22 protein-coding genes are annotated in these 18,787 nt (G+C 55.4%); 14 read left to right on the forward strand and 8 right to left on the reverse strand.

Features of this window, described 5'->3' with window-relative positions:
- Window positions 1-205: 205 nt before the first annotated feature.
- The 4 genes from ABJQ89_RS13570 to ABJQ89_RS13585 are packed head-to-tail and all read right to left on the reverse strand — an operon-like array spanning window position 206 to window position 3,644.
- A complete protein-coding gene (locus ABJQ89_RS13570; protein ID WP_348496734.1) occupies window positions 206-1,381 on the reverse strand; it encodes a lytic murein transglycosylase in 1,176 nt (391 codons plus the stop codon).
- 33 nt (window positions 1,382-1,414) lie between these two features.
- Window positions 1,415-2,329 (reverse strand): adenosylcobinamide-phosphate synthase CbiB, encoded by a 915-nt coding sequence (gene cbiB, locus ABJQ89_RS13575; RefSeq protein ID WP_348496735.1) that lies wholly within the window; start codon window positions 2,327-2,329, stop codon window positions 1,415-1,417.
- Complete coding sequence (cobD, locus tag ABJQ89_RS13580; RefSeq protein ID WP_348496736.1) at window positions 2,326-3,276, reverse strand: threonine-phosphate decarboxylase CobD; 951 nt, start codon at window positions 3,274-3,276, stop codon at window positions 2,326-2,328. Before cobD ends, cbiB begins: the two co-directional genes overlap by 4 nt.
- On the reverse strand, window positions 3,273-3,644 hold the full coding sequence (locus ABJQ89_RS13585; RefSeq protein ID WP_348496737.1) for a DUF1636 domain-containing protein: 372 nt from the start codon (window positions 3,642-3,644) through the stop codon (window positions 3,273-3,275). The genes cobD and ABJQ89_RS13585 overlap by 4 nt, the downstream gene beginning before the upstream one ends.
- Before the next feature lie 183 nt (window positions 3,645-3,827).
- Between ABJQ89_RS13585 and ABJQ89_RS13590 the strand changes: the two genes are divergently transcribed.
- On the forward strand, window positions 3,828-4,190 hold the full coding sequence (locus ABJQ89_RS13590; RefSeq protein WP_348496738.1) for a response regulator: 363 nt from the start codon (window positions 3,828-3,830) through the stop codon (window positions 4,188-4,190).
- Here the strand turns inward: ABJQ89_RS13590 and ABJQ89_RS13595 are convergent.
- Window positions 4,172-5,167: a glutathione S-transferase family protein gene (locus ABJQ89_RS13595; RefSeq protein ID WP_348496739.1), complete on the reverse strand. Its 996-nt coding sequence runs from the start codon at window positions 5,165-5,167 to the stop codon at window positions 4,172-4,174. The two genes, ABJQ89_RS13590 and ABJQ89_RS13595, sit on opposite strands and share 19 nt — an antisense overlap.
- 119 nt (window positions 5,168-5,286) lie before the next feature.
- Window positions 5,287-6,261: a DUF4440 domain-containing protein gene (locus ABJQ89_RS13600; protein WP_348496740.1), complete on the reverse strand. Its 975-nt coding sequence runs from the start codon at window positions 6,259-6,261 to the stop codon at window positions 5,287-5,289.
- A 388-nt stretch (window positions 6,262-6,649) separates the two neighbouring features.
- On the opposite strand from ABJQ89_RS13600, the gene ABJQ89_RS13605 reads away from it, so the two are divergent.
- The 9 genes from ABJQ89_RS13605 to ABJQ89_RS13645 all read left to right on the forward strand — a co-directional run bounded on the left by ABJQ89_RS13605 (window position 6,650) and on the right by ABJQ89_RS13645 (window position 14,558).
- On the forward strand, window positions 6,650-7,192 hold the full coding sequence (locus ABJQ89_RS13605; RefSeq protein ID WP_348496741.1) for a GNAT family N-acetyltransferase: 543 nt from the start codon (window positions 6,650-6,652) through the stop codon (window positions 7,190-7,192).
- 167 nt (window positions 7,193-7,359) lie between these two features.
- Window positions 7,360-7,584 (forward strand): DUF6732 family protein, encoded by a 225-nt coding sequence (locus ABJQ89_RS13610; protein ID WP_348496742.1) that lies wholly within the window; start codon window positions 7,360-7,362, stop codon window positions 7,582-7,584.
- Between the two features lie 4 nt (window positions 7,585-7,588).
- Window positions 7,589-8,788 carry a sirohydrochlorin chelatase gene (locus ABJQ89_RS13615; RefSeq protein ID WP_348496743.1) on the forward strand — a complete coding sequence of 400 codons (1,200 nt, stop codon included), beginning with the start codon at window positions 7,589-7,591 and terminating at the stop codon, window positions 8,786-8,788.
- Window positions 8,785-9,426: a precorrin-8X methylmutase gene (locus tag ABJQ89_RS13620; protein ID WP_348496744.1), complete on the forward strand. Its 642-nt coding sequence runs from the start codon at window positions 8,785-8,787 to the stop codon at window positions 9,424-9,426. The genes ABJQ89_RS13615 and ABJQ89_RS13620 overlap by 4 nt, the downstream gene beginning before the upstream one ends.
- Window positions 9,419-10,621 carry a precorrin-6y C5,15-methyltransferase (decarboxylating) subunit CbiE gene (gene cbiE, locus ABJQ89_RS13625; protein ID WP_348496745.1) on the forward strand — a complete coding sequence of 401 codons (1,203 nt, stop codon included), beginning with the start codon at window positions 9,419-9,421 and terminating at the stop codon, window positions 10,619-10,621. The genes ABJQ89_RS13620 and cbiE overlap by 8 nt, the downstream gene beginning before the upstream one ends.
- The gene (gene cobI / locus ABJQ89_RS13630; protein WP_348496746.1) at window positions 10,618-11,319 is read left to right on the forward strand and encodes a precorrin-2 C(20)-methyltransferase; all 702 of its coding nucleotides are present in this window, start codon (window positions 10,618-10,620) and stop codon (window positions 11,317-11,319) included. Before cbiE ends, cobI begins: the two co-directional genes overlap by 4 nt.
- Complete coding sequence (gene cobJ, locus ABJQ89_RS13635; protein ID WP_348496747.1) at window positions 11,310-13,136, forward strand: precorrin-3B C(17)-methyltransferase; 1,827 nt, start codon at window positions 11,310-11,312, stop codon at window positions 13,134-13,136. The genes cobI and cobJ overlap by 10 nt, the downstream gene beginning before the upstream one ends.
- 26 nt (window positions 13,137-13,162) lie before the next feature.
- Window positions 13,163-13,951 carry a precorrin-4 C(11)-methyltransferase gene (cobM, locus tag ABJQ89_RS13640; protein ID WP_348496748.1) on the forward strand — a complete coding sequence of 263 codons (789 nt, stop codon included), beginning with the start codon at window positions 13,163-13,165 and terminating at the stop codon, window positions 13,949-13,951.
- Complete coding sequence (locus ABJQ89_RS13645; protein WP_348496749.1) at window positions 13,944-14,558, forward strand: phosphoribulokinase; 615 nt, start codon at window positions 13,944-13,946, stop codon at window positions 14,556-14,558. Before cobM ends, ABJQ89_RS13645 begins: the two co-directional genes overlap by 8 nt.
- A 1-nt stretch (window position 14,559) precedes the next feature.
- Here the strand turns inward: ABJQ89_RS13645 and rpiB are convergent, their stop codons facing one another.
- Together rpiB and ABJQ89_RS13655 are read right to left on the reverse strand one after the other, a co-directional pair.
- Entirely contained in the window at window positions 14,560-15,003 is a 444-nt protein-coding gene (gene rpiB, locus ABJQ89_RS13650; RefSeq protein ID WP_348496750.1) for a ribose 5-phosphate isomerase B, read from the reverse strand.
- A gap of 330 nt (window positions 15,004-15,333) precedes the next feature.
- Window positions 15,334-16,503, reverse strand: a complete 1,170-nt coding sequence (locus ABJQ89_RS13655; protein WP_348496751.1) for a PatB family C-S lyase — start codon at window positions 16,501-16,503, stop codon at window positions 15,334-15,336.
- Between the two features lie 99 nt (window positions 16,504-16,602).
- Between ABJQ89_RS13655 and def (ABJQ89_RS13660) the strand changes: the two genes are divergently transcribed.
- The 4 genes from def (ABJQ89_RS13660) to fmt form a co-directional block, all read left to right on the forward strand.
- Window positions 16,603-17,121, forward strand: coding sequence for a peptide deformylase (gene def / locus ABJQ89_RS13660; RefSeq protein ID WP_348496752.1), 519 nt, complete (start codon window positions 16,603-16,605; stop codon window positions 17,119-17,121).
- Window positions 17,118-17,621 (forward strand): peptide deformylase, encoded by a 504-nt coding sequence (def, locus tag ABJQ89_RS13665; RefSeq protein WP_348496753.1) that lies wholly within the window; start codon window positions 17,118-17,120, stop codon window positions 17,619-17,621. The genes def (ABJQ89_RS13660) and def (ABJQ89_RS13665) overlap by 4 nt, the downstream gene beginning before the upstream one ends.
- The gene (gene def / locus ABJQ89_RS13670) at window positions 17,618-18,109 is read left to right on the forward strand and encodes a peptide deformylase (RefSeq protein ID WP_348496754.1); all 492 of its coding nucleotides are present in this window, start codon (window positions 17,618-17,620) and stop codon (window positions 18,107-18,109) included. Before def (ABJQ89_RS13665) ends, def (ABJQ89_RS13670) begins: the two co-directional genes overlap by 4 nt.
- A partial coding sequence (fmt, locus tag ABJQ89_RS13675; protein ID WP_348496755.1) for a methionyl-tRNA formyltransferase occupies window positions 18,106-18,787 on the forward strand: 682 nt, incomplete at its 3' end. The genes def (ABJQ89_RS13670) and fmt, both read left to right, overlap by 4 nt.

Raw genomic sequence — 18,787 nt, forward strand, 5'->3', positions numbered from 1 at the left:
TCTGTTCCCGAAGAAATTGATGACGTCATTTGGCAAACTGCCGGGCGTGAAAACCGACAAATTGTTTGAAAATGATTCAGGCGACAAAGCGACAGCATTTGGCGCGGCAGAGGCCTACCAGCCTAAAACGTTCTAAACTGACCATCGATGATTGAAATTAGCGCTCGGTCCTGAGAAGGGCCGAGCGTTTTCTTTTGTGCAGGCCCTACAGCTTGCCGAGCAAAGCAGGTGTCGGCCAAGCATCTGCAGGCAGGCCAAGCTTCGTTTGAATGTCTTGTACGGCTTCGCGCGTGCGCGCACCCAAGATACCGTCGACTTTACCAACGTCATATCCACGCGCGGCAAGCTTGTTTTGAAGGTCCTTCATCTGCGCGCCGCTAAGACCAGTGTCAGGGTTGCCAGCATTGTAAACCTGTCCACCTTCAAGGCGCGTCGCGAAATAGGCTGCGGTTAGAACGTAGGTAAAGCTTTGGTTCCATTCGAAATAAACGTTAAAATTCGGGTAAGCGATAAACGCGGGACCCTTGCGTCCTTGCGGTAGAATGATCGCCGCTTGCAAACCGCTTGTCAGATTGCCGCTGCGCGCACGCACGCCCATTGCGTGCCAATCGTTTGAACTGGTCGCGTGGTTCAAGCCTGTTTTAGACCAATCGAATTCAGCAGGCAGCGTGATCTCTTGCAGCCACGGCTCACCTTTGCGCCAGCCCAAAGAGCTCAGCATTTTGCCGCCAGACATCAGCGCGTCGGCAGCGGAGGTTTTGAGGCTCACTTTGCCATCGCCATCGCCATCCATGCCGTTCTCGAGAATATCTGCGGGCAGCATTTGCACCATACCGATCTCACCGGCCCAAGCACCTGTGGTGCGCGCGGGATCGAACGCACCTTTTTCATAAAGTTCTAGGGCCGCGAAGATTTGCGGGCGGAATAACTCAGGGCGACGGCAATCATGGGCCAAGGTGATCAAGGCGTTCGCGGTGTTAAAGTCGCCTTGGAACGATCCATAGTCCGTCTCAAACGCCCAGAAGGCCAGCAAGACACCACGCGAAATACCGTATTCATTTTCGATACGATCAAAGATTGCATCGTATTTCTGACCCATCGATTTGCCCTTATCGATCCGCCCTTGGCTGATCAAACGGCGCGAAAAGTCAACGAATGGCATCTGGAAAACGCCCTGCGCGCGGTCCGCTTTGAGAACCGCGTTGTCCTGACGGGCAGAGGCGAAGAAACGATCAACCGTTGCACTGTCATGGCCGCGCTCAACAGCCTCTTGTTTCAGCCCGCCGACAAAACTGGAAAAGCTGCCGCCGCAGCTTTGGGCATATGCTGTGGAAGTGGAAAGCGCGAAGGTCAAGGCGATGGCGGGCAAACGGGCTGGCATAATCGAATTCCTTTAATGAATATTTACAAAGTTTTACAAACCGAAGACCCATAGGGCAAACACCAAAGCCGCAAAAAACGCCCATGTGATCCAAAGCGCGCGGCAGGCGGCATCTATGTCCTGCGCGCCTATAGTTTTGCGGCCGACGTCATTGACGAAGGGAAAGTCCTGCACGGTGCCATCATAGCTGCGCGGCCCCGATAGCGCGACATCGAGCGCGCGGGCCATCGCGGCTTCGGGCCAGCCTGCGTTAGGCGAGCGATGTAGCCGTGCTTCGCGAGCGATTTCAGACCATTTGCGGAGCAGACGATAGCTTGCCGCGATCATGAAACCCGTCAAGCGCGCGGGGATCAAATTCAAAAGATCATCAAAGCGCGCTGCAGTCCAACCGAATTTCTCATGACGTGGTGTGCGATAGCCGATCATGCTGTCCGCAGTATTGGTAATTTTATAAAGCAGCAGTGCAGGCAAGCCACCGAGCAGAAACCAAAAGGCAGGGGCAATCACCCCGTCTGATAGGTTTTCAGCGGCGCTTTCGATGGCGCTGCGCGCAATCGCAGGTTCGTCCATTTGTGCCGTATCTCGGCCGACTATCATCGCCACGGTTTTGCGGCCTTCATGCAGAGAAATGCGCAGTCCATCGGCCACGGCTTTGACATGCTCGACAAGCGACTTTTGCGCAATCAGGATCGCGGCCAGAATGATCTCCACGACAAACCCGAATTTACTGAGCACGAGACCAAAGCAAAGGGCGAGAGCGCCCAAAGCAACCATCACCAAAGTGCCTTTGACGCGTTGCGCCTTGCCATGGTTGAATCTGCGATCTGCCGATCCGATCAGGTTTCCCATTAGCACGGCAGGATGGGGAAGGCGGGACCAGAGCCATTTCGGTTCGCCCATCACCGCATCCAATGCGAGGGCGCAGAGTAGGATGGCAGCGGTGCTCATGAATCAGCGGAAAGTGCAGCGCTTAGCCGTTGCCACTGGTCCGGCGCAGGAAGGCCAAGCCGCAGCCACTTATCAGAGTATGGGAAGCGGCGTGTCCAAATATGGGAGCGCGCGAGCTTGTCTTGCCACGCTTCTGCATCGCCAACATCATACAGCCGGAACAGGGTCGTGCCACCAACGCAAGTCGCGCCGTGGTTGGCGAGAAGTGCATCCAGACGGATCGTATCCGCAGCCAAACGCGCCCGCGTTTGGGTCGCCCATGTTTCATCCTGCAATGCAGCGGCGCCAACACGCAGTGCAGGGCCACTGACGGCCCAAGGGCCTATGAAATCGTTAAGCCTGCTCAGAAGCGCTGGATCTCCAATGGCAAAGCCAAGCCGCAAGCCAGCGAGGCCCCAAAATTTCCCAAAGCTCTTTAAAACAATCACGCCGGGGCGTTCGGCGAGATGAATGAGACTTTGCTCTGGAGCAATATCGCAGAAGCTTTCATCGATGATTGTCAGCGGGGCATCAGCATTGTTGCTCTGCCACAAACGCCCATCTGGATTGTTCGGGTGAACCAACACGCGGGCATTTGGAGCATCTGCTGAGATGTCCCAACCCTGCGCTGCGAATGCTGCAGCATGTTCGTTGTAAGTGGGGGCGGAAATATCGACGCGCCCAATGGGAGCCAGTGCTGGAATGCGTGCGATCAAGGATGATGCGCCGGGAGCGGGTAGGATTGAAGCCTGCGCAGGGACATTCCAGAATTTGCGCGCCGCAGAAGTGAGCGCATCAAAAGCAGCAGCGTCTGGCAGTGCGGTCCAATCCGATTGGGTGAACGTTCCTATGTCATAGGGAACCGGATTAATGCCAGTTGAGAGATCGATCCAGTCGGCGCGCGCGCCGCCAAAACGCGCGGCGGCGCCATCTAGGCCACCGCCATGATCTCGCTCTTGCGTGCTCATTCCGCGTCGGGCAATGGCGGATGGCGCGTGATGAAGTGGCCCTTGATCGCTTTTGGCCACTCACGGAACGGGACCTGACCCGTTTTGGAATCCGCATGCATTTGCGCGTATTCTACAATGCCAGCGGCGCTTTCCTCGGTGGCGTCGAACTTGCCCAACGTGTAGCACAGCTTGCCTTCGGCTTGGATCGCGATGTTGCAGCTATGATTGCAACCCATGAGGCAAGACACGCGGCGGGTCTTAACGTCAGAATTGGCCGCGGCGGCCTCGACCGCAATCGCAAGGGATTCGCCATCGGTCATCTGATCCTTCTCAGCGTCCCAATCGTCGCGTTTGCATGTATCGCAGACGGTGATCCATGTGGTCATATGATTAACGTCTTTCTTAAAGTGGGCCCAATATATGGCTTCAAGCGGAAACCCGCCGTAGCTGCAAGCAAATCTGCTTAAATTTAGTGAAAATTCTAGTGAGGACGGGCCAAAGTTAACAGTTTGTTAAGTCTTGCGCGCGAAACCAAGGCAAAGAAAAGCTATAATTTGTGGTTGTCAGTGATGAACGTGCTAATTGTTGAAAGTCAGATGGAATTGGGAACGCTTTGGGCCTCCTGCCTTGAACGGCGGGGTATGGTCGTGAACCTCGCGTGTGATCAGGAAGAAGCCTTTGAGGAATTGCGCAAGCGTTCGTTCGATATGATTATTCTGGACCTTGTGTTGGCCGACGGGCAAGCGCTCTCTATTGCTGATTACGCCAGCTATCGCCGTCCGGATGCACGGATCATTTTCGTGACGAACACTTCGTTCTTCTCTGACGGATCGATCTTTCAGCTCAGCTCAAATGCCTGCGCATTTGTGCAAAGCGCAACGCCACCCGAAGATCTAGCTGCAATGGTTCAGCATTACGCGACAGCCAGCTGAAGATTGCCGCGCCCGTGAGGCGCGTTGAAATCGAGGACCGGATTGGTCGGGATGATCCGATGCGGGTTAATCGTCTCGTGGCTATAGTGATAGTGACGCACGATATGTTCCATATTCACGGTCTCAGCGACGCCAGCGATTTGATATAGCTCGCGGGTATAGCCCCAGAGATTGGGGTAATCGACGATGCGCTTGCGATTGCATTTGAAGTGCAAGTGATACACTGGATCGAAGCGAACAAGCGTGGTGAACAAACGCCAATCTGCTTCGGTCAAACGATCCCCCATGAGGTAGCGATTTTCGCTCAGCCGCTCTTCTACCCAATCGAGGCTATCGAACAGGGGACCGACGGCTGCATTATAAGCTGACTGTGTGGTCGCAAAACCTGATTTGTAGACGCCATTGTTGATGGTGTCATAGATGCGGTTGTTCACCACTTCGATGTCTGCGCGCAGTTCAGCTGGCCAGTAGTCATCGGTATTGCCAGTGATGCCATCAAAGGCAGAGTTGAAAATGCGAATGATCTCTGAAGATTCGTTCGAAACAATCGTCTCGCGCTGTTTGTCCCAAAGAATAGGTACAGTGACGCGTCCAGAAATTTGCGGATCAGCCTTGAGATAGATGTCGCGTGCAAAGGGCAGCCCATAAAGCGTATCACCGGTTGCGCCATGCGCGTCTGTTTCAAAGGTCCAGCCATCTGAAAGCATGTCGGGATGAACAGCAGAAACCGAGATGTGATCCTCTAACCCTTTCAGGGCACGGAAGATTAAAGCGCGATGCGCCCAAGGGCAGGCGTAGCTGACATAGAGATGATAACGCCCACTTTCGGCTGCAAAGCCATCGGTCCCACTGGGACCTGCGCTACCATCTGCAGTAATCCAATTGCGAAATTTGGCAGTCGTGCGTTTAAAAGCGCCGCCAGAGGCGGATGTGTCGTACCATTGGTCTTTCCAGACACCATCAACAAGCAAACCCATGATACTTCCTTCAGCTCTTTACGTTTCTGAAGGTTTAGCTTGTTCGTTGGTGTAAGGTAACGGGCTTAGGCGCGCAGGTTGCGTGCAAGAGCGCACAGAATTTCTGCCGAGAAATTTGCTTAAATCCCACCTTGTTCGGCGTTCAACAACAAACGGACCAAAGCAGGCTGTGCTCTCACGCCTGTTTTGTCGTAGATGCGCTGGAGGTGGGTCTTGGCTGTATTTGGGCTGATCCCAAGTGAAATCGCGGCTGACCCAATGTCGCGTCCGTCAATCAGGTGACGCGTGAGCTTTTCTTGGGTGTGGGAAAGGCCATAGACCTCTGCTGCGCTGGCAAGTTGGCGCTCTAGTCGATGTGTGTCTTCAAAGGTGATCAATAGCTTGCCATCGCGTAAGATAGCCCAGCAAATATGTGCAAACCCAGTGTCGTCCTGCCCCAAAGCAACGGCGCGCGTGACAGCCTCTTCACCCACATAGGGCGTGTGTCTGTGGCGCACTTTTGCGATCCATGCGATTGCTTCAAGCAAATCGTTTTGAACGTCGCCCTCGCTCGCGTGCAGAAAATCACCACGCTTTCCAAGCATCGGATGTTCGGAAAGTCGTTCCTGCGCCGCCTCGTTCATCCAAAGAATACGGGCAGTTTTATCAACTTCGACAAGAGGCGCACGTACGTGATCCACGCGCATTTGTGTTCCGACGATACAGGCGATTTTCCAGATACCATCGATTTTGTGCAAAATTTTCAGCTCGTAATAACGCCCTGCCAGCTCGGTCGGTTTGTCCGACATATCGCCTATCTGATCATAGCTGACCCAAGCCATTTCAGCGCTGACTACGACATTCATGTTCTCGCGTTTGATGCTTTCAGGGGTCAACCATTCGGTGTTCTCGGTCAACAGGTGATGCATCTGATTGTGAATATCTGCACTAGTCGCGACAGTGACGCCAGTGCCCACGTGTGAGCAAACGCGGCGCGTTTCGGGGCCGTCGTGCCAGCAAGCACGCCACGCATCGAAGTCGCGGTTTAAGTAGGCTTGCGTCTCTGCTTCTATAACGGCGAGAACAGCAGCGCGATCATCATCGAAGTCTTGCATGGAATTTGTGCTTTCTCGTTATGCTTCTTTGCTGCATCATGTTCAGCATACTCCGTGATATCTGTTTAAACCATTTGAACTGCAGGAGGTGCCACCGAAATGATGTTTCGGAACGGCGATAATATTCCTCTTCCTTATCGTTTTTGAATGACGCGTTGCGCCGCTCTGACAATTGAACAGCGATCAGTGCATGCATATCCATTTCGATTTTCCCATCGTTTGAAAGCGTACTTGAAACGAATAGGGGATGCGGCGACTTTGCCGTGTCATACGAACGAACCACAGGGGCGATTTTTTTCTTCTGGTATGCGATAATTCTCGAGTTTTCGAATACGATGGAACGACCGCGGCCGGCTTCCACAAAAGGGCCAAGAACGAGGAACAGGTGATGCTAACGCAAACGGACACACTTACACTGCGCAGGCTTGCCAAGCAGGATATCGATGCATTCCTTGCCTACCGGTGCGATCCCGATGTCGCGAAATTCCAAGGCTGGGAGCATATGGATCGCAATGGAGCGTTGGGGTTTCTTGAGCATATGGCGCAGGTGCCTTTGTTGCAGTTGGGACAATGGACACAGTTGGCTCTCGCAGGGCGCAGTGATGATGTTTTGCTTGGGGATTTTGGGGTACATCTGTCCGGCGACGGACGTGAGATCGAGCTGGGCATCACCTTGGCGGCTGATGCGCAGGGGCGAAATATCGGTTTTGAGGCCGTTGAAATGATCACAGCTTGGCTGTTCGCTCGAACCCAGATTGATCGGATCGTCGCGATCACCCATGCTGACAATAAACGCGCTTTGTCTCTGCTGTCGCGCACGCCTTTCAAGCATACCCACGATACCCATGATGTTATCGATGGTGTAGCAACGCCCGAACGTTGGTTCGAGTTGCGTCGCGACTGGTTCCAAGCGCGTCGTGTTTCGGTTTGAGCTTTTGAGAATCCCCACCTATACAGTCCTTCAACAACGCCCCACAGGGGCCGGACAGGTGTGATACGGCAGTCGACCCAAACAGGGGGCTAAAGTGTCAGTGGTTGATGGCGGCGCAAGTCGCTTGCTCTCCTGCTCGGCTTGCCGAAATGAAGGAGACCGCCCTTATGAAATCCATTCTTACAGCATGTGTGTTTACGTTTTTAGCCTCTGCGGCGATGGCGCATCCCGGTCATTTGGCCGAGGTCGCGGGTCATGGGCATTGGCTGGGTGCAGCTGCGCTGGGCGCGGCGATTGCACTTGGCGCTTGGGCGGCTCTGAAAGGCAAGAAAAAGGAAGAAGGCGAAGCTGAAGAAGCCGAGCTGGACGACGAAGAATTGCAGGAGGCATAGTACGATGAGCAAAATAGGCGTGATGATTTGCGGGCATGGCTCGCGGAGCCAGTCAGCGGTGAATGAATTCTCCCAGCTAGCCGAAAAACTACCGCCGTTTTTGCCAAGCGAATGGGTGATGGAATACGGCTACCTTGAGTTTGCCAATCCGGTGATCCGCGATGGTCTGGACAAGCTGCGTGAAGCGGGCTGTGACAAGATTTTGGCCGTGCCTGGCATGCTTTTTGCTGCAATGCATTCCAAGAATGACATTCCCACTGTTTTGAACACCTATGCAGCAAAGCACGGGATCGATGTGTCTTATGGCCGCGAGCTGGGCGTTGATCCAAAGATGGTCGCTGCTGCTGGCGCGCGCATTCAAGAAGCTGTCAATAAGGCAAATACCGAGCATGGCGAACTGCCTCTGCACGAGACTTGTCTGGTTGTCATCGGGCGCGGCGCCTCTGATCCTGATGCCAATGGCAACGTGGCCAAGATCGCGCGCCTTTTGCAAGAGGGCATGGGGTTTGGCTGGTGCGAGGTTGGCTATTCCGGCGTGACTTTCCCGCTTGTTGAGCCGTGCCTGCAGCACACGAGCAAGCTTGGCTACAAACGCGTTATCGTCTTTCCTTACTTCCTGTTCAGCGGCATTTTGATCGACCGTATTTATGGTTTCACAGATCAGGTCGCGGCAGAGCATCCGTCAATCGATTTTGTGAAGGCGGGCTATTTGGGCGATCATCCAAAGGTGCTTGAAACTTTTGCTGAACGTGTGAGTGAACAGCTCGGTGCCGCTGCGCCGCCATCTTGCGGGGACTGCGGATATCGCGAGCAAGTCTTGGCCTTTGACGACGGGCAGCATCACCACATCAAGCCAGAAGATCGCACACATCCTGCATTCGGGTCCGTGCCACCTGCGACCTGCGTGATGTGCAAGTACCGCACACAAGTTCTCGGATTTGAGGCTGAGGTCGGCGCAGTACAAGAAAGCCATCACCATCATGTGGAAGGGCAGGGTGCATCTGCCCCTGGATCCAACGTCGCGGACTGCGCGCATTGTGATACGTTCTGCACGGGCATGTGCCGTTTGGAAATGCCGCATCATCATCACCATGACCACGGGCATAACCATGATCATAGCCACGATCACGACCATCACCACCACGCGGAATACCCACATGCTAAGCACCCGCACGGCCCAGAAAGCGCGCGGAAATCATCGTGAGACCCTATGAACGCGACCCCTCTGCCATCTACGCGCAGAGCTTTGCGACCGTGCGCGCAGAGGCTAACCTAGATCGGTTTGATCTAGGCATGCAAAGCCTCGCGGTGCGCCTCATCCATGCGTGCGGCATGGTTGAAGTCGCTGATCGCATCGCCTTTTCCCAAGGGGCTTATCTGGCAGGGCATCGTGCGCTCAAGGCGGGTGCGCCGGTTCTTTGCGATTGTGAAATGGTCGGCGCGGGGATTATTCGTCGCTATTTGCCAAACAATAACGAGGTGATTGTCACCTTGAATGATCCAAGCGTCCCGGATCGCGCCAAGGATATCGGCAATACGCGGTCTGCTGCGGCTGTCGAACTTTGGGAACCCCATCTTGAGGGCGCAGTTGTAGCTATTGGCAATGCGCCGACGGCACTTTTCCATTTGCTCGAACTGCTCGACGCTGGTGCGCCAAAACCGGCGGTTATCCTCGGCTTCCCTGTTGGATTTGTTGGCGCTGCGGAAAGCAAAGCAGAACTTGCTGCGCGCCCTCGTGGCTGCGATTTCGTCGCGCTTCGGGGCCGTCGCGGTGGTTCGGCCATTGCCTCCGCTGCTGTAAATGCCCTGTCAGCGGGCCTACCGGAGGAACAAAATGTCTGATCCTTGGTTGCATATCGTCGGCATTGGTGAGGATGGCATGGAGGGGTTGGTCCCCGCCACCCGCGCGGTCGTGGAAGCGGCCGAGGTTATCATCGGCGGCAATCGTCATCACAAGCTCAGCGAAACGGTGGACGCGGTGCGTATCGCGTGGCCTTCGCCCTTTGATGCGTTGATCGAAACGCTCAATGAACATCGCGGCAAACGCGTTGTCGTGCTCGCGACGGGCGATCCTTTGTGGTTCTCTGTTGGCGCACGTATTGGGCGTTCCATTGATCCCAGCGAAATCACCTACCATCCGCAGCTCAGTGCCTTTCAACTGGCAAGCGCGCGCATGGGTTGGTCGATGCCTGATGTGGAAACGCTCACAGTGCATGGCCGTCCTGTGGAGCAGATGATTGCCTTTATCCAGCCAGACATTCGTTTACTGATCCTGACGACAGGCGCAGAAACCCCTGCGCAGATCGCAGCATTCTTGAATGAACGCGGCTTTGGGCAAAGCAAGATCACGGTGCTCGCCGCAATGGGTGGTGAGGACGAGCAACGCTTTGACGGCATTGCCAGTGATTGGGCGCATGAGGTGCCTGCCTTTAACACGATGGCAGTCGAATGCATCGCCGAGCCAGATGCTGCGCTTCTGCCGCGCGTGCCGGGGCTTGCGGATGAGCTGTTCCAAAGCGACGGCACGATGACCAAACAAGAGGTGCGCGCCAGCACCGTCGCCAAACTGATGCCCATGCGCGGTGCTTTGCTGTGGGACATTGGCACAGGCTGCGGAAGCGTTGCTGTTGAATGGATGCGCGCGGCGCGTTACGCGCGCGCAATCGGTATTGAGCCGCGCGCAGATCGACGCGCAATAGCGGCGGCAAATGCTTTGGCGCTTGGGGTGCCGAAATTGGAGCTGATCGACGGAAAAGTGCCCGAAGCGCTCGATGGGTTAGACGCGCCTGATGCAGTGTTCATCGGCGGCGGCTTGACTGAGGCGGTGTTCGATGCTGCATGGGATGCCTTGCGCCCCTTGGGCCGTTTGGTTGCCAACGCTGTGACGCTCGAAAGCGAAGCGACGTTGATTGCATTGCATAAGAAACACGGCGGACAATTGGTGAAGCTGCAAATCAACCGCGCGACGCCTGTTGGATCGCTCACAGGGTGGCGGCCGTCCATGCCCGTGACCCAATGGAGCTTGATCAAGCGATGACTGGCAAACTTTATGGCGTTGGGCTTGGGCCAGGCGATCCTGACCTGATGACATTGCGCGCGCACCGCCTGATTTCGAACGCAACGGTGGTCGCTTATCCTGCGCTTGCAGGAGCGGATAGTTTTGCGCGTTCCATCGCGGCGGATGTGATCCCCAAGGGCGCGCATGAAATCATCATGGACGTCCCCATGAGCGTTGAACGCGCCCCTGCGCAAGAGGCTTATGACAAAGGCGCAGCAGAGATTGCAACTGCGTTAGAGGCAGGTGATGACGTCATTTGCCTCTGCGAGGGTGATCCGTTTTTCTATGGCTCCTTCATGTATCTCTTCGCGCGTTTGTCAGAGCGGTTTGAAGTCGAAGTCGTGCCCGGCGTCACCTCCATCACTGCCTGCGCCGCACGTGCTGGCATGCCTCTCGCGGCGCGCAACGAGCGATTGACCGTTTTGCCCGGCCCACTGCCAGAGGACGAGCTGCGCGCCCGTATCGAGGGCGCAGAAAGCGTCGCGATCATGAAGGTCGGTCGCCATTTAACTAAAATTCGAAGCGTGATCGACGGCCTCGGCCTCACCGAACACGCGGTCTATGTTGAACGGGCCAGCTTGCCAGAAGAAGTGGTTCTGCCCTTGGCAAACGTTCCTGAAAAAGCGCCCTATTTCTCGATGATTTTGCTCACGAAAGGAGCCGATCCATGGCTTTGAAGTCCGGTTCTGTGAACCCCGTCGTTATGGCGCTGTCGCGCTCTGGCGAACCTACGGCGCACCGCGTTGCCAAGGCAATTGGCGCGCAGGTGCATGGCCGCAAGGGCCGTGTTGATGCGGCTGATGCCTTCTTTGGTAATGCCCTTGATCATGCACGCGAATTGTTCGCTGCGGGCACACCAATTGTCGGTGTTTGTGCCAGCGGCATCCTCATCCGCGGTGTCGCGCCTTTGCTCGCGGACAAACGCACCGATCCTATCGTGATTTCGGTCAGCGATGATGGCGGCGTGGTTGTTCCCTTACTTGGCGGCCATCGCGGCGCGAACCGTTTGGCCAAACAGATTGCCGATGATTTGGGCAGCGTTGCGGCTGTGACGACGGCGGGTGATGTTGCGATGGGCGTGGCCCTTGATGAACCTCCGTTGGGTTATCGCCTTGCGAACCCTGAGGATGCCAAAGGCGCGATGGCCGAAATGCTAGGCGGCGCTGGCGTGCGCGTCACGGGCGAGAACATCTTTGATATCGAAAACGATGATACGGGCGTTGACCTGATCGTAAGCGACGCGCCTGTTGAGGGTTCTGAGACGACATTGGTCTATCATCCACAACGCTTCGTGCTCGGCCTCGGCTGCGCGCGCAATGCCGATCCGGCAGAGATGTGGGAGCAGGTACAAACGGTGTTAAGGGATGCAGGCGTTGCAGAAGGCGCCATTGCGGCGGTAGCCTCTATCGATCTTAAAGGCGACGAGCCTGCTATGATCGAAACAGCGAAACGTTTGGGCAAACCTTTGCGCCTGTTCACAGCGGCAGAGCTAGAAGCGGAAACTCCGCGTTTGCAAAATCCGTCTGACGTGGTTTTTGCCGAAGTTGGCTGTCATGGCGTAAGCGAAGGCGCGGCCTTGGCCAGCGTTGGTGCGACTGGATCATTGCGCGTTGCCAAAACGAAAACGGCGAATGTGACGGTGGCGCTTGGCGAAGCGGTGGAACCGTTGATTGACCTTCAGGGCCGCTCTCGTGGACGCCTGTCGATTGTCGGCATTGGACCGGGTCAAGCCAGCTGGCGTACCCCCGAAGTCAGCCGCCTTGTTGCGGACGCTGAAGAACTTGTTGGTTATGGCCTCTATATTGATCTGCTCGGACCGCTCGCGATTGGCAAAACCCGTTCTGATTTCCCGCTTGGTGGTGAAGAAGCACGTTGCCGCTATGCCTTAGAACAAGCGGCGCTTGGTAAAAACGTAGCTTTGGTCTGTTCTGGCGATGCAGGCATCTATGCTATGGGCGCGCTTGTGTTCGAACTAATGGATCGTGGAGAGGACGAGATGGGCGTGAGTGATGCGGCGCATCGCGTCGAGGTTGTTTGCTCTCCCGGCGTATCCGCCTTGCAAGGCGCAGCGGCGCGCGCGGGCGCGCCTTTGGGCCATGATTTCTGCGCGATTTCCTTGAGCGATTTGTTGACGCCGCGCGATGATATCTTGCGCCGTTTGAAAACAGCGGCAGAGGGCGATTTTGTGATCGCCTTCTACAATCCCGTTTCGAAAACACGACGGACGCTACTGGCCGAGGCACGCGACATCCTACTGAAACACCGCCCTGCGGATACGCCGGTGATGCTGGCGTCCTCGCTTGGCCGTCCAGAAGAACACGTGCGCTATCGTCGTTTGGACGAATTGGAAGTGGATGAGGTCGACATGCTGACGGTTGTTCTGGTTGGCTCCAGCAATTCCAAGCTGGCACAACTTGGCGAAGGTCCACGCATGTACACGCCGCGCGGCTATGCGCGCAAAATCGATGGGGACCTGTCTGAGCAGGCGTCTTGATTAAGTTTATTTAGAAAGATGAAGACATGACCGTTTATTTTATTGGCGCGGGTCCGGGCGATCCTGAACTGTTGACCTTGAAAGCACAGCGCTTGATCGCGGAATGCCCTGTGTGTTTGTACGCAGGGTCTTTGGTGCCGCAAGAGGTTGTCGCAGGTGCGCCAGAGGGCGCAATTGTCATGGATACGGCGGCGATGACGCTGGATGACACACATGGCGAGATCGTCGCGGCGCATGGGCGCGGCGAAAACGTGGCGCGTGTGCACTCGGGTGATCCATCGCTTTACGGGGCGATTGCAGAGCAAATTCGACGCCTTCGCGCAGATGGAATCGATTATCAAATTATTCCGGGTGTCCCTGCCTATGCGGCTGCGGCGGCAGCGCTTGGTCAGGAATTGACCGTGCCGGAAGTGGCCCAGTCTATCGTGCTCACGCGTGTTTCGATGAAAAGCACGTCGATGCCACCGAAAGAAACGCTTGAGAATTTCGCAGCGACGGGCGCGACTTTGGCGATCCATTTGGGCGTTCGCAACCTGCGTGAAATTGTGCGCGTTCTTGGCCCGCATTATGGTGAAGATTGCCCTGTTGTTGTGGCCTATCGCGTGGGTTGGCCGGACGAGATGTTCATTCGCGGGACTTTGAAGGACATTCACAAGAAGGTGCGTGCGGAAAAGATTACGCGCACGGCGCTGACTTTGGTTGGTCCAGTCTTGGGGAATATACGTGATTTCAAAGACAGCGCGCTCTATGATCCCGCTATGCCGCATGTCTTGCGCCCGGTTGAAGGCGCGCTATTGGAAGAGCCGATTGACTGACCTAAACCACATAGCGCAACAGATCGCGGCGGTTCCACTGAGAGGTGGTCGCCGCATAGTTGCGCTTGTTGGTGCGCCTGCGAGCGGGAAATCGACGCTTTCTGACGCACTAATGGAACTAATCCCCAAATCGGCAGTTGTGCCAATGGATGGGTTCCATCTGAGCAACGACGCGTTGGATGCTATGGGGCGGCGCCCCTTCAAAGGTGCGCCTGATACGTTTGATGTGGAAGGATTGATCGCGCTGACTTCAGCGATCCAATCCGGCGATGATGTTCGCTATCCTACCTTTGATCGCAAGAATGACAGTGTTGTTCCCGAGGGCGGGCAATTGCCGAGCGATTGCGAGACTGTGATTGTTGAAGGCAACTATCTGCTCTTGAATGCCGCACCTTGGGATGGGCTTGTGAAGGCTTGGGATTTTACGATCATGCTAGAGGTGCCGCTTGATGTTTTGCAAGAACGACTTGTGCAGCGTTGGCTGAAACATGGATACGATGCAGAGGGCGCGTTGGAGCGGGCGATGCGCAACGATATTCCCAACGCGAAAACGGTGGTCGAGAAAAGCCGCGCAGCAGATGTGATCCTGCGCGACCCTCAGATTTAGCTTAGTCCGCTTCGATCATATCGACGCGCGTTGCATGACGCCCGCCTTCGAATTCCGCGTCCAAGAAGGCGTCGATGATATCGAGTGCAAGGCCCTCACCAATCACGCGTGCGCCCATGGAGAGCATATTGGCGTTGTTGTGCTGGCGGATCATCCGCGCGGAAAAGACGTCGGAACACACGCCGCAACGGATGCCTTTGACCTTGTTCGCGGCCATCATGATGCCCTGACCTGTGCCGCACAAAAGAATGCCGAGATCGAATTCACCAGACACAACACGCTCTGCCGCGGCTTGACCGTGTTTCGGATAATGCGTGCTTTCAGAGGTCGTGGGACCAATGTCGAGCACTTCAAATCCGCGCGCTTGCACATGTTTTGCAAAGGTTTGGCGAAGCTCAATGTCAGCGTGATCGCTCGACAGGATGATGCGTTTGCTGGCGGTCATGGAGTTGGTCCCAATACTGATAAGTGTGGCAGCGAAGATAGGCCAAAGCCTATGTGCGCCTCATACATCAACGCTGCGCCTTTGGTCTAGGAAATCAACTGTGGTTGTTGTTTTTGTCACAGGGGCACGTTGCATAGATTGTTTGTTCCGCACCGTATCTCTGCAGCGTTCTTTCAGGTGACATACCCCGTTTCCTCAACAAAGCGCAGGACGCCACATTTGCGGTTTGGGTTTGTTAACAATAGTTCAAAGAACTCGGCGTCCGCATTGGACACCGAATTGAGGATAAGGCGCTCTGTTTCAAGATAGCTAAAAGGATGCAAGCTCCGCTTATTGCAAATCCCCAAAGGCCGCTTGCAATCGTTCCACCGCCTCAACCACCCGTGCGCGCGGGGTGGCGAAGTTGAAGCGTAGGAAGTTGTCGCCGCCTTTGCCAAAAGTTGGCCCATGGTTGGCCGCAATGCGTGCATCTTGCTCGACCCGCTTGGTGAACTCTTCGCGGCTCATGCCAGTGTCGTCAAAATCGACCCACGCAAGGTAAGTTGATTGCATCGCCATCGATTTCAAACCCGGAATGGCGTTCACACCAGCATCGAACACTTTGCGGTTGCCATCCAAATACTGCACAAGATCATCGACCCATGCGGCCCCTTCTTGGGAATACGCGGCCTCTGCCATAAAGAGGCCGAAGGAATTCGGACTAAGCCCCATCGCGGCCATGCGCGCTGCGAAACGGGCGCGCAGGTCAGGATCGGCGATGATCACATTGCCAGAGTGCGAGCCCGCGATGTTGAAGGTTTTTGTCGTAGCGGTCATCATCACAAGGCGATCTTCGATGCCTGCGATATTTGCCATCGGGATGTGCGTATTGCCGTCAAACACCAGATCATGATGGATTTCATCGCTCACAAGGATCAGATCGTGGCGCTTGGCTAAGGCGGCGACAGCTTGCAGCCCGCCCTTGCTCCAAACGCGGCCCGACGGGTTATGGGGCGAGCAGAAGACAAGCATCGTTTCATTGCCTGTCATCTGTGCATCATAGGCGTCGAAATCCAGTTCGTACCGCCCATTCACGTTGGACATTTCGCACTCAACCACATTGCGGCCAGCGGCAGCAATCACGCGTGCAAACGCATGATAGACAGGTGTGAACAGAACAACGCCTTCGCCCGGATTGGTGAAAGCATCGACGCACATTGCGGTGCCGTTCACGAGGCCATGAGTCGTGAAAATACCATTTGCATCGACATCCCAGCCGTGGCGCGCTTTCATCCACCAACAGATTGCCTCGCGGTAGGGGACGTCATTTCCGTAATATCCATAAACACCTTGCTGGTGCATCTTGAGGACCGCATCGGACACGCATTTTGGTGGGAGGAAATCCATATCCGCGACCCACATTGAGATACCGCCGTCGGCTGGCACGCCATAAATGGCCTCCATCGAATCCCATTTCATGGAATGGGTGCCAAAACGGTCGATAATCTCGTCAAAACTCATGTGGGATTCTCCAAATAATGTTACGGTTGACGCTAGCGAATTGCCGCAAATCTGCAAGGCCCGTTGCAGCGCGCGCCTCGCTGGATTAAATGCAGGGTCATGATACGTAAGATCCTGATCCATCCAGATCCCCGCCTGAAAAAGGTGTGCGCGGCTTTGCCCGATATTTCGGACGAATTGCGCACGCTTGCAGATGATATGCTTGAGACAATGTATGCCGCGCCTGGCATTGGTCTCGCAGCGCCGCAATTGGGCATCTTGGACCGCATCATTGTGCTGGATTGTGAAAAGGAAGACGCGGCCACGCCGAAGCCTATGGTCATGGTGAACCCGCGTATTATTGGCAGCTCGGATGACACGAACGTTTATGATGAAGGTTGTCTGTCGATCCCTGATCAATACGCGGAAGTGACGCGCCCGAAAGAGGTGCGCGTTGAATGGCTTGATCTGGACGGCAATCTGCAAGAGCAGGACATGGATGGTTTATGGGCGACCTGCGTACAGCACGAGATCGATCATCTTGAGGGCAAGTTGTTCATTGATTATCTCAAACCGCTCAAGCGCCAGATGATCACCCGCAAGATGCAAAAGCTCAAACGCGAGATGGCGCGCGCATGAGCGTTCTGCCAGTTGTGGCATGGCCTGACCCTCGGCTCAGCCGTAAGTGTGATCCCGTTGGCAACTTGAACGACGAAATCCGTCAGCTCAGCCAAGATATGCTCGACACAATGTACAGAGCGAATGGTCGTGGACTTGCGGCACCGCAAATCGGTGTGTTGAAGCGTATCTTCGTGATGGATGCTACATGGAAAACTGGGGCGAAGACGCCGCTCGTTTGCATTGATCCAGAATTTACAGTGCTCGGCGACGCGCAAAGCACGAATGAAGAAGCCTGTCTTTCTATCATCGGCGTTTCTGCCGATGTCACGCGGGCCCAGCAGATCGAACTAAATTTTACCGCGCTGGATGGCTCCCGCGAAACGATGCTTTTGGATGGGTTTGAAGCGATTTGTGCCCAGCATGAAATTGATCATTTGAATGGGCGTGTGATCTTTGACCATCTAGACGAAGCCACGCGGGTAAAGCTTGAAGCAGATTATGAGGCGTTACAGACATGACGGTACGCAAATGCATCCCTTGGCCTGATAAACGCCTACGCAGCAAGGCGGAAGTGGTCAGCGAAATCACCGACGAGGTACGCGCGGTTTGGGCTGATTTGATCGACACGATGGAAGCGATGCCCGGTGTTGGCATGGGCGCGAACCAGATTGGCGTCATGCAGCGGATCGCGGTCGTTGATGCATCGCAAGAGCGCGGCCAAGTGGTACGCATGGCGAACCCCAAGGTGCTGCATGCCTCCGTAGAGCTGCGCGAGCATGATGAGGCGAGCCCGAATTTGCAGGGTGTCTCTGCCATCATCAAACGCCCGCGCGCAGTGACTGTCGAATTTCTCAATGAACGGGGCGAGATCGAACAACGTGATTTTATCGGGCTCTGGGCGACGTCTGTGCAGCATCAGATCGATCATCTGAACGGCAAGCTCTATTTCGACCATCTCAGCCGCGTGAAGCGGGATATGTTGATCAAAAAGGCACGCAAACTATGAGAGTGATTTTCATGGGTACACCCGATTTTTCGGTTCCTGTGCTCGAGAGCCTTGTGAACGCGGGTCACGATATTGCCGCCGTTTATTGTCAGCCACCACGCCCAGCGGGTCGCGGCAAGAAAGAACGCCCAACGCCGGTTCATCAACGCGCGTTGGAGCTGGGTTTGGATGTGCGCCATCCTGTGTCACTGAAAGGTGAAGAAGCGCAGGCAGAGTTCGCGGCTTTGAACGCGGATATTGCGGTTGTGGTGGCCTATGGCCTCATCCTGCCGCAGGTGATTTTGGATGCCCCGACGAAGGGCTGTTTGAATATCCACGCATCGCTTTTGCCACGTTGGCGCGGGGCTGCACCCATTCATCGTGCAATCATGTCTGGCGATGCAGAGACCGGTATTTGCATCATGCAGATGGAAGCTGGTTTGGACACGGGACCTGTTCTTTTGCGCGAAGCGACAGATATTGGGGCGGAAGAAACAACAGGCGCGCTTCATGATCGTTTGAGCGCGATGGGCGCAGCATTGATTTGTTCAGCCCTGGATCAGATTGATAGTTTGCAAGCTGAAACACAGCCCGAGGATGGTGTCACCTATGCCGCCAAAATCGACAAGGCAGAGGCGCAAATCGATTGGTCGCGCAGTGCGGTAGAGATCGATTGCCAGATCAGAGGGCTTTCCCCTT

Origin of the sequence: Planktotalea sp. (genome assembly GCF_039984035.1) — a bacterium.
Classification (GTDB): Bacteria; Pseudomonadota; Alphaproteobacteria; order Rhodobacterales; family Rhodobacteraceae; genus Planktotalea.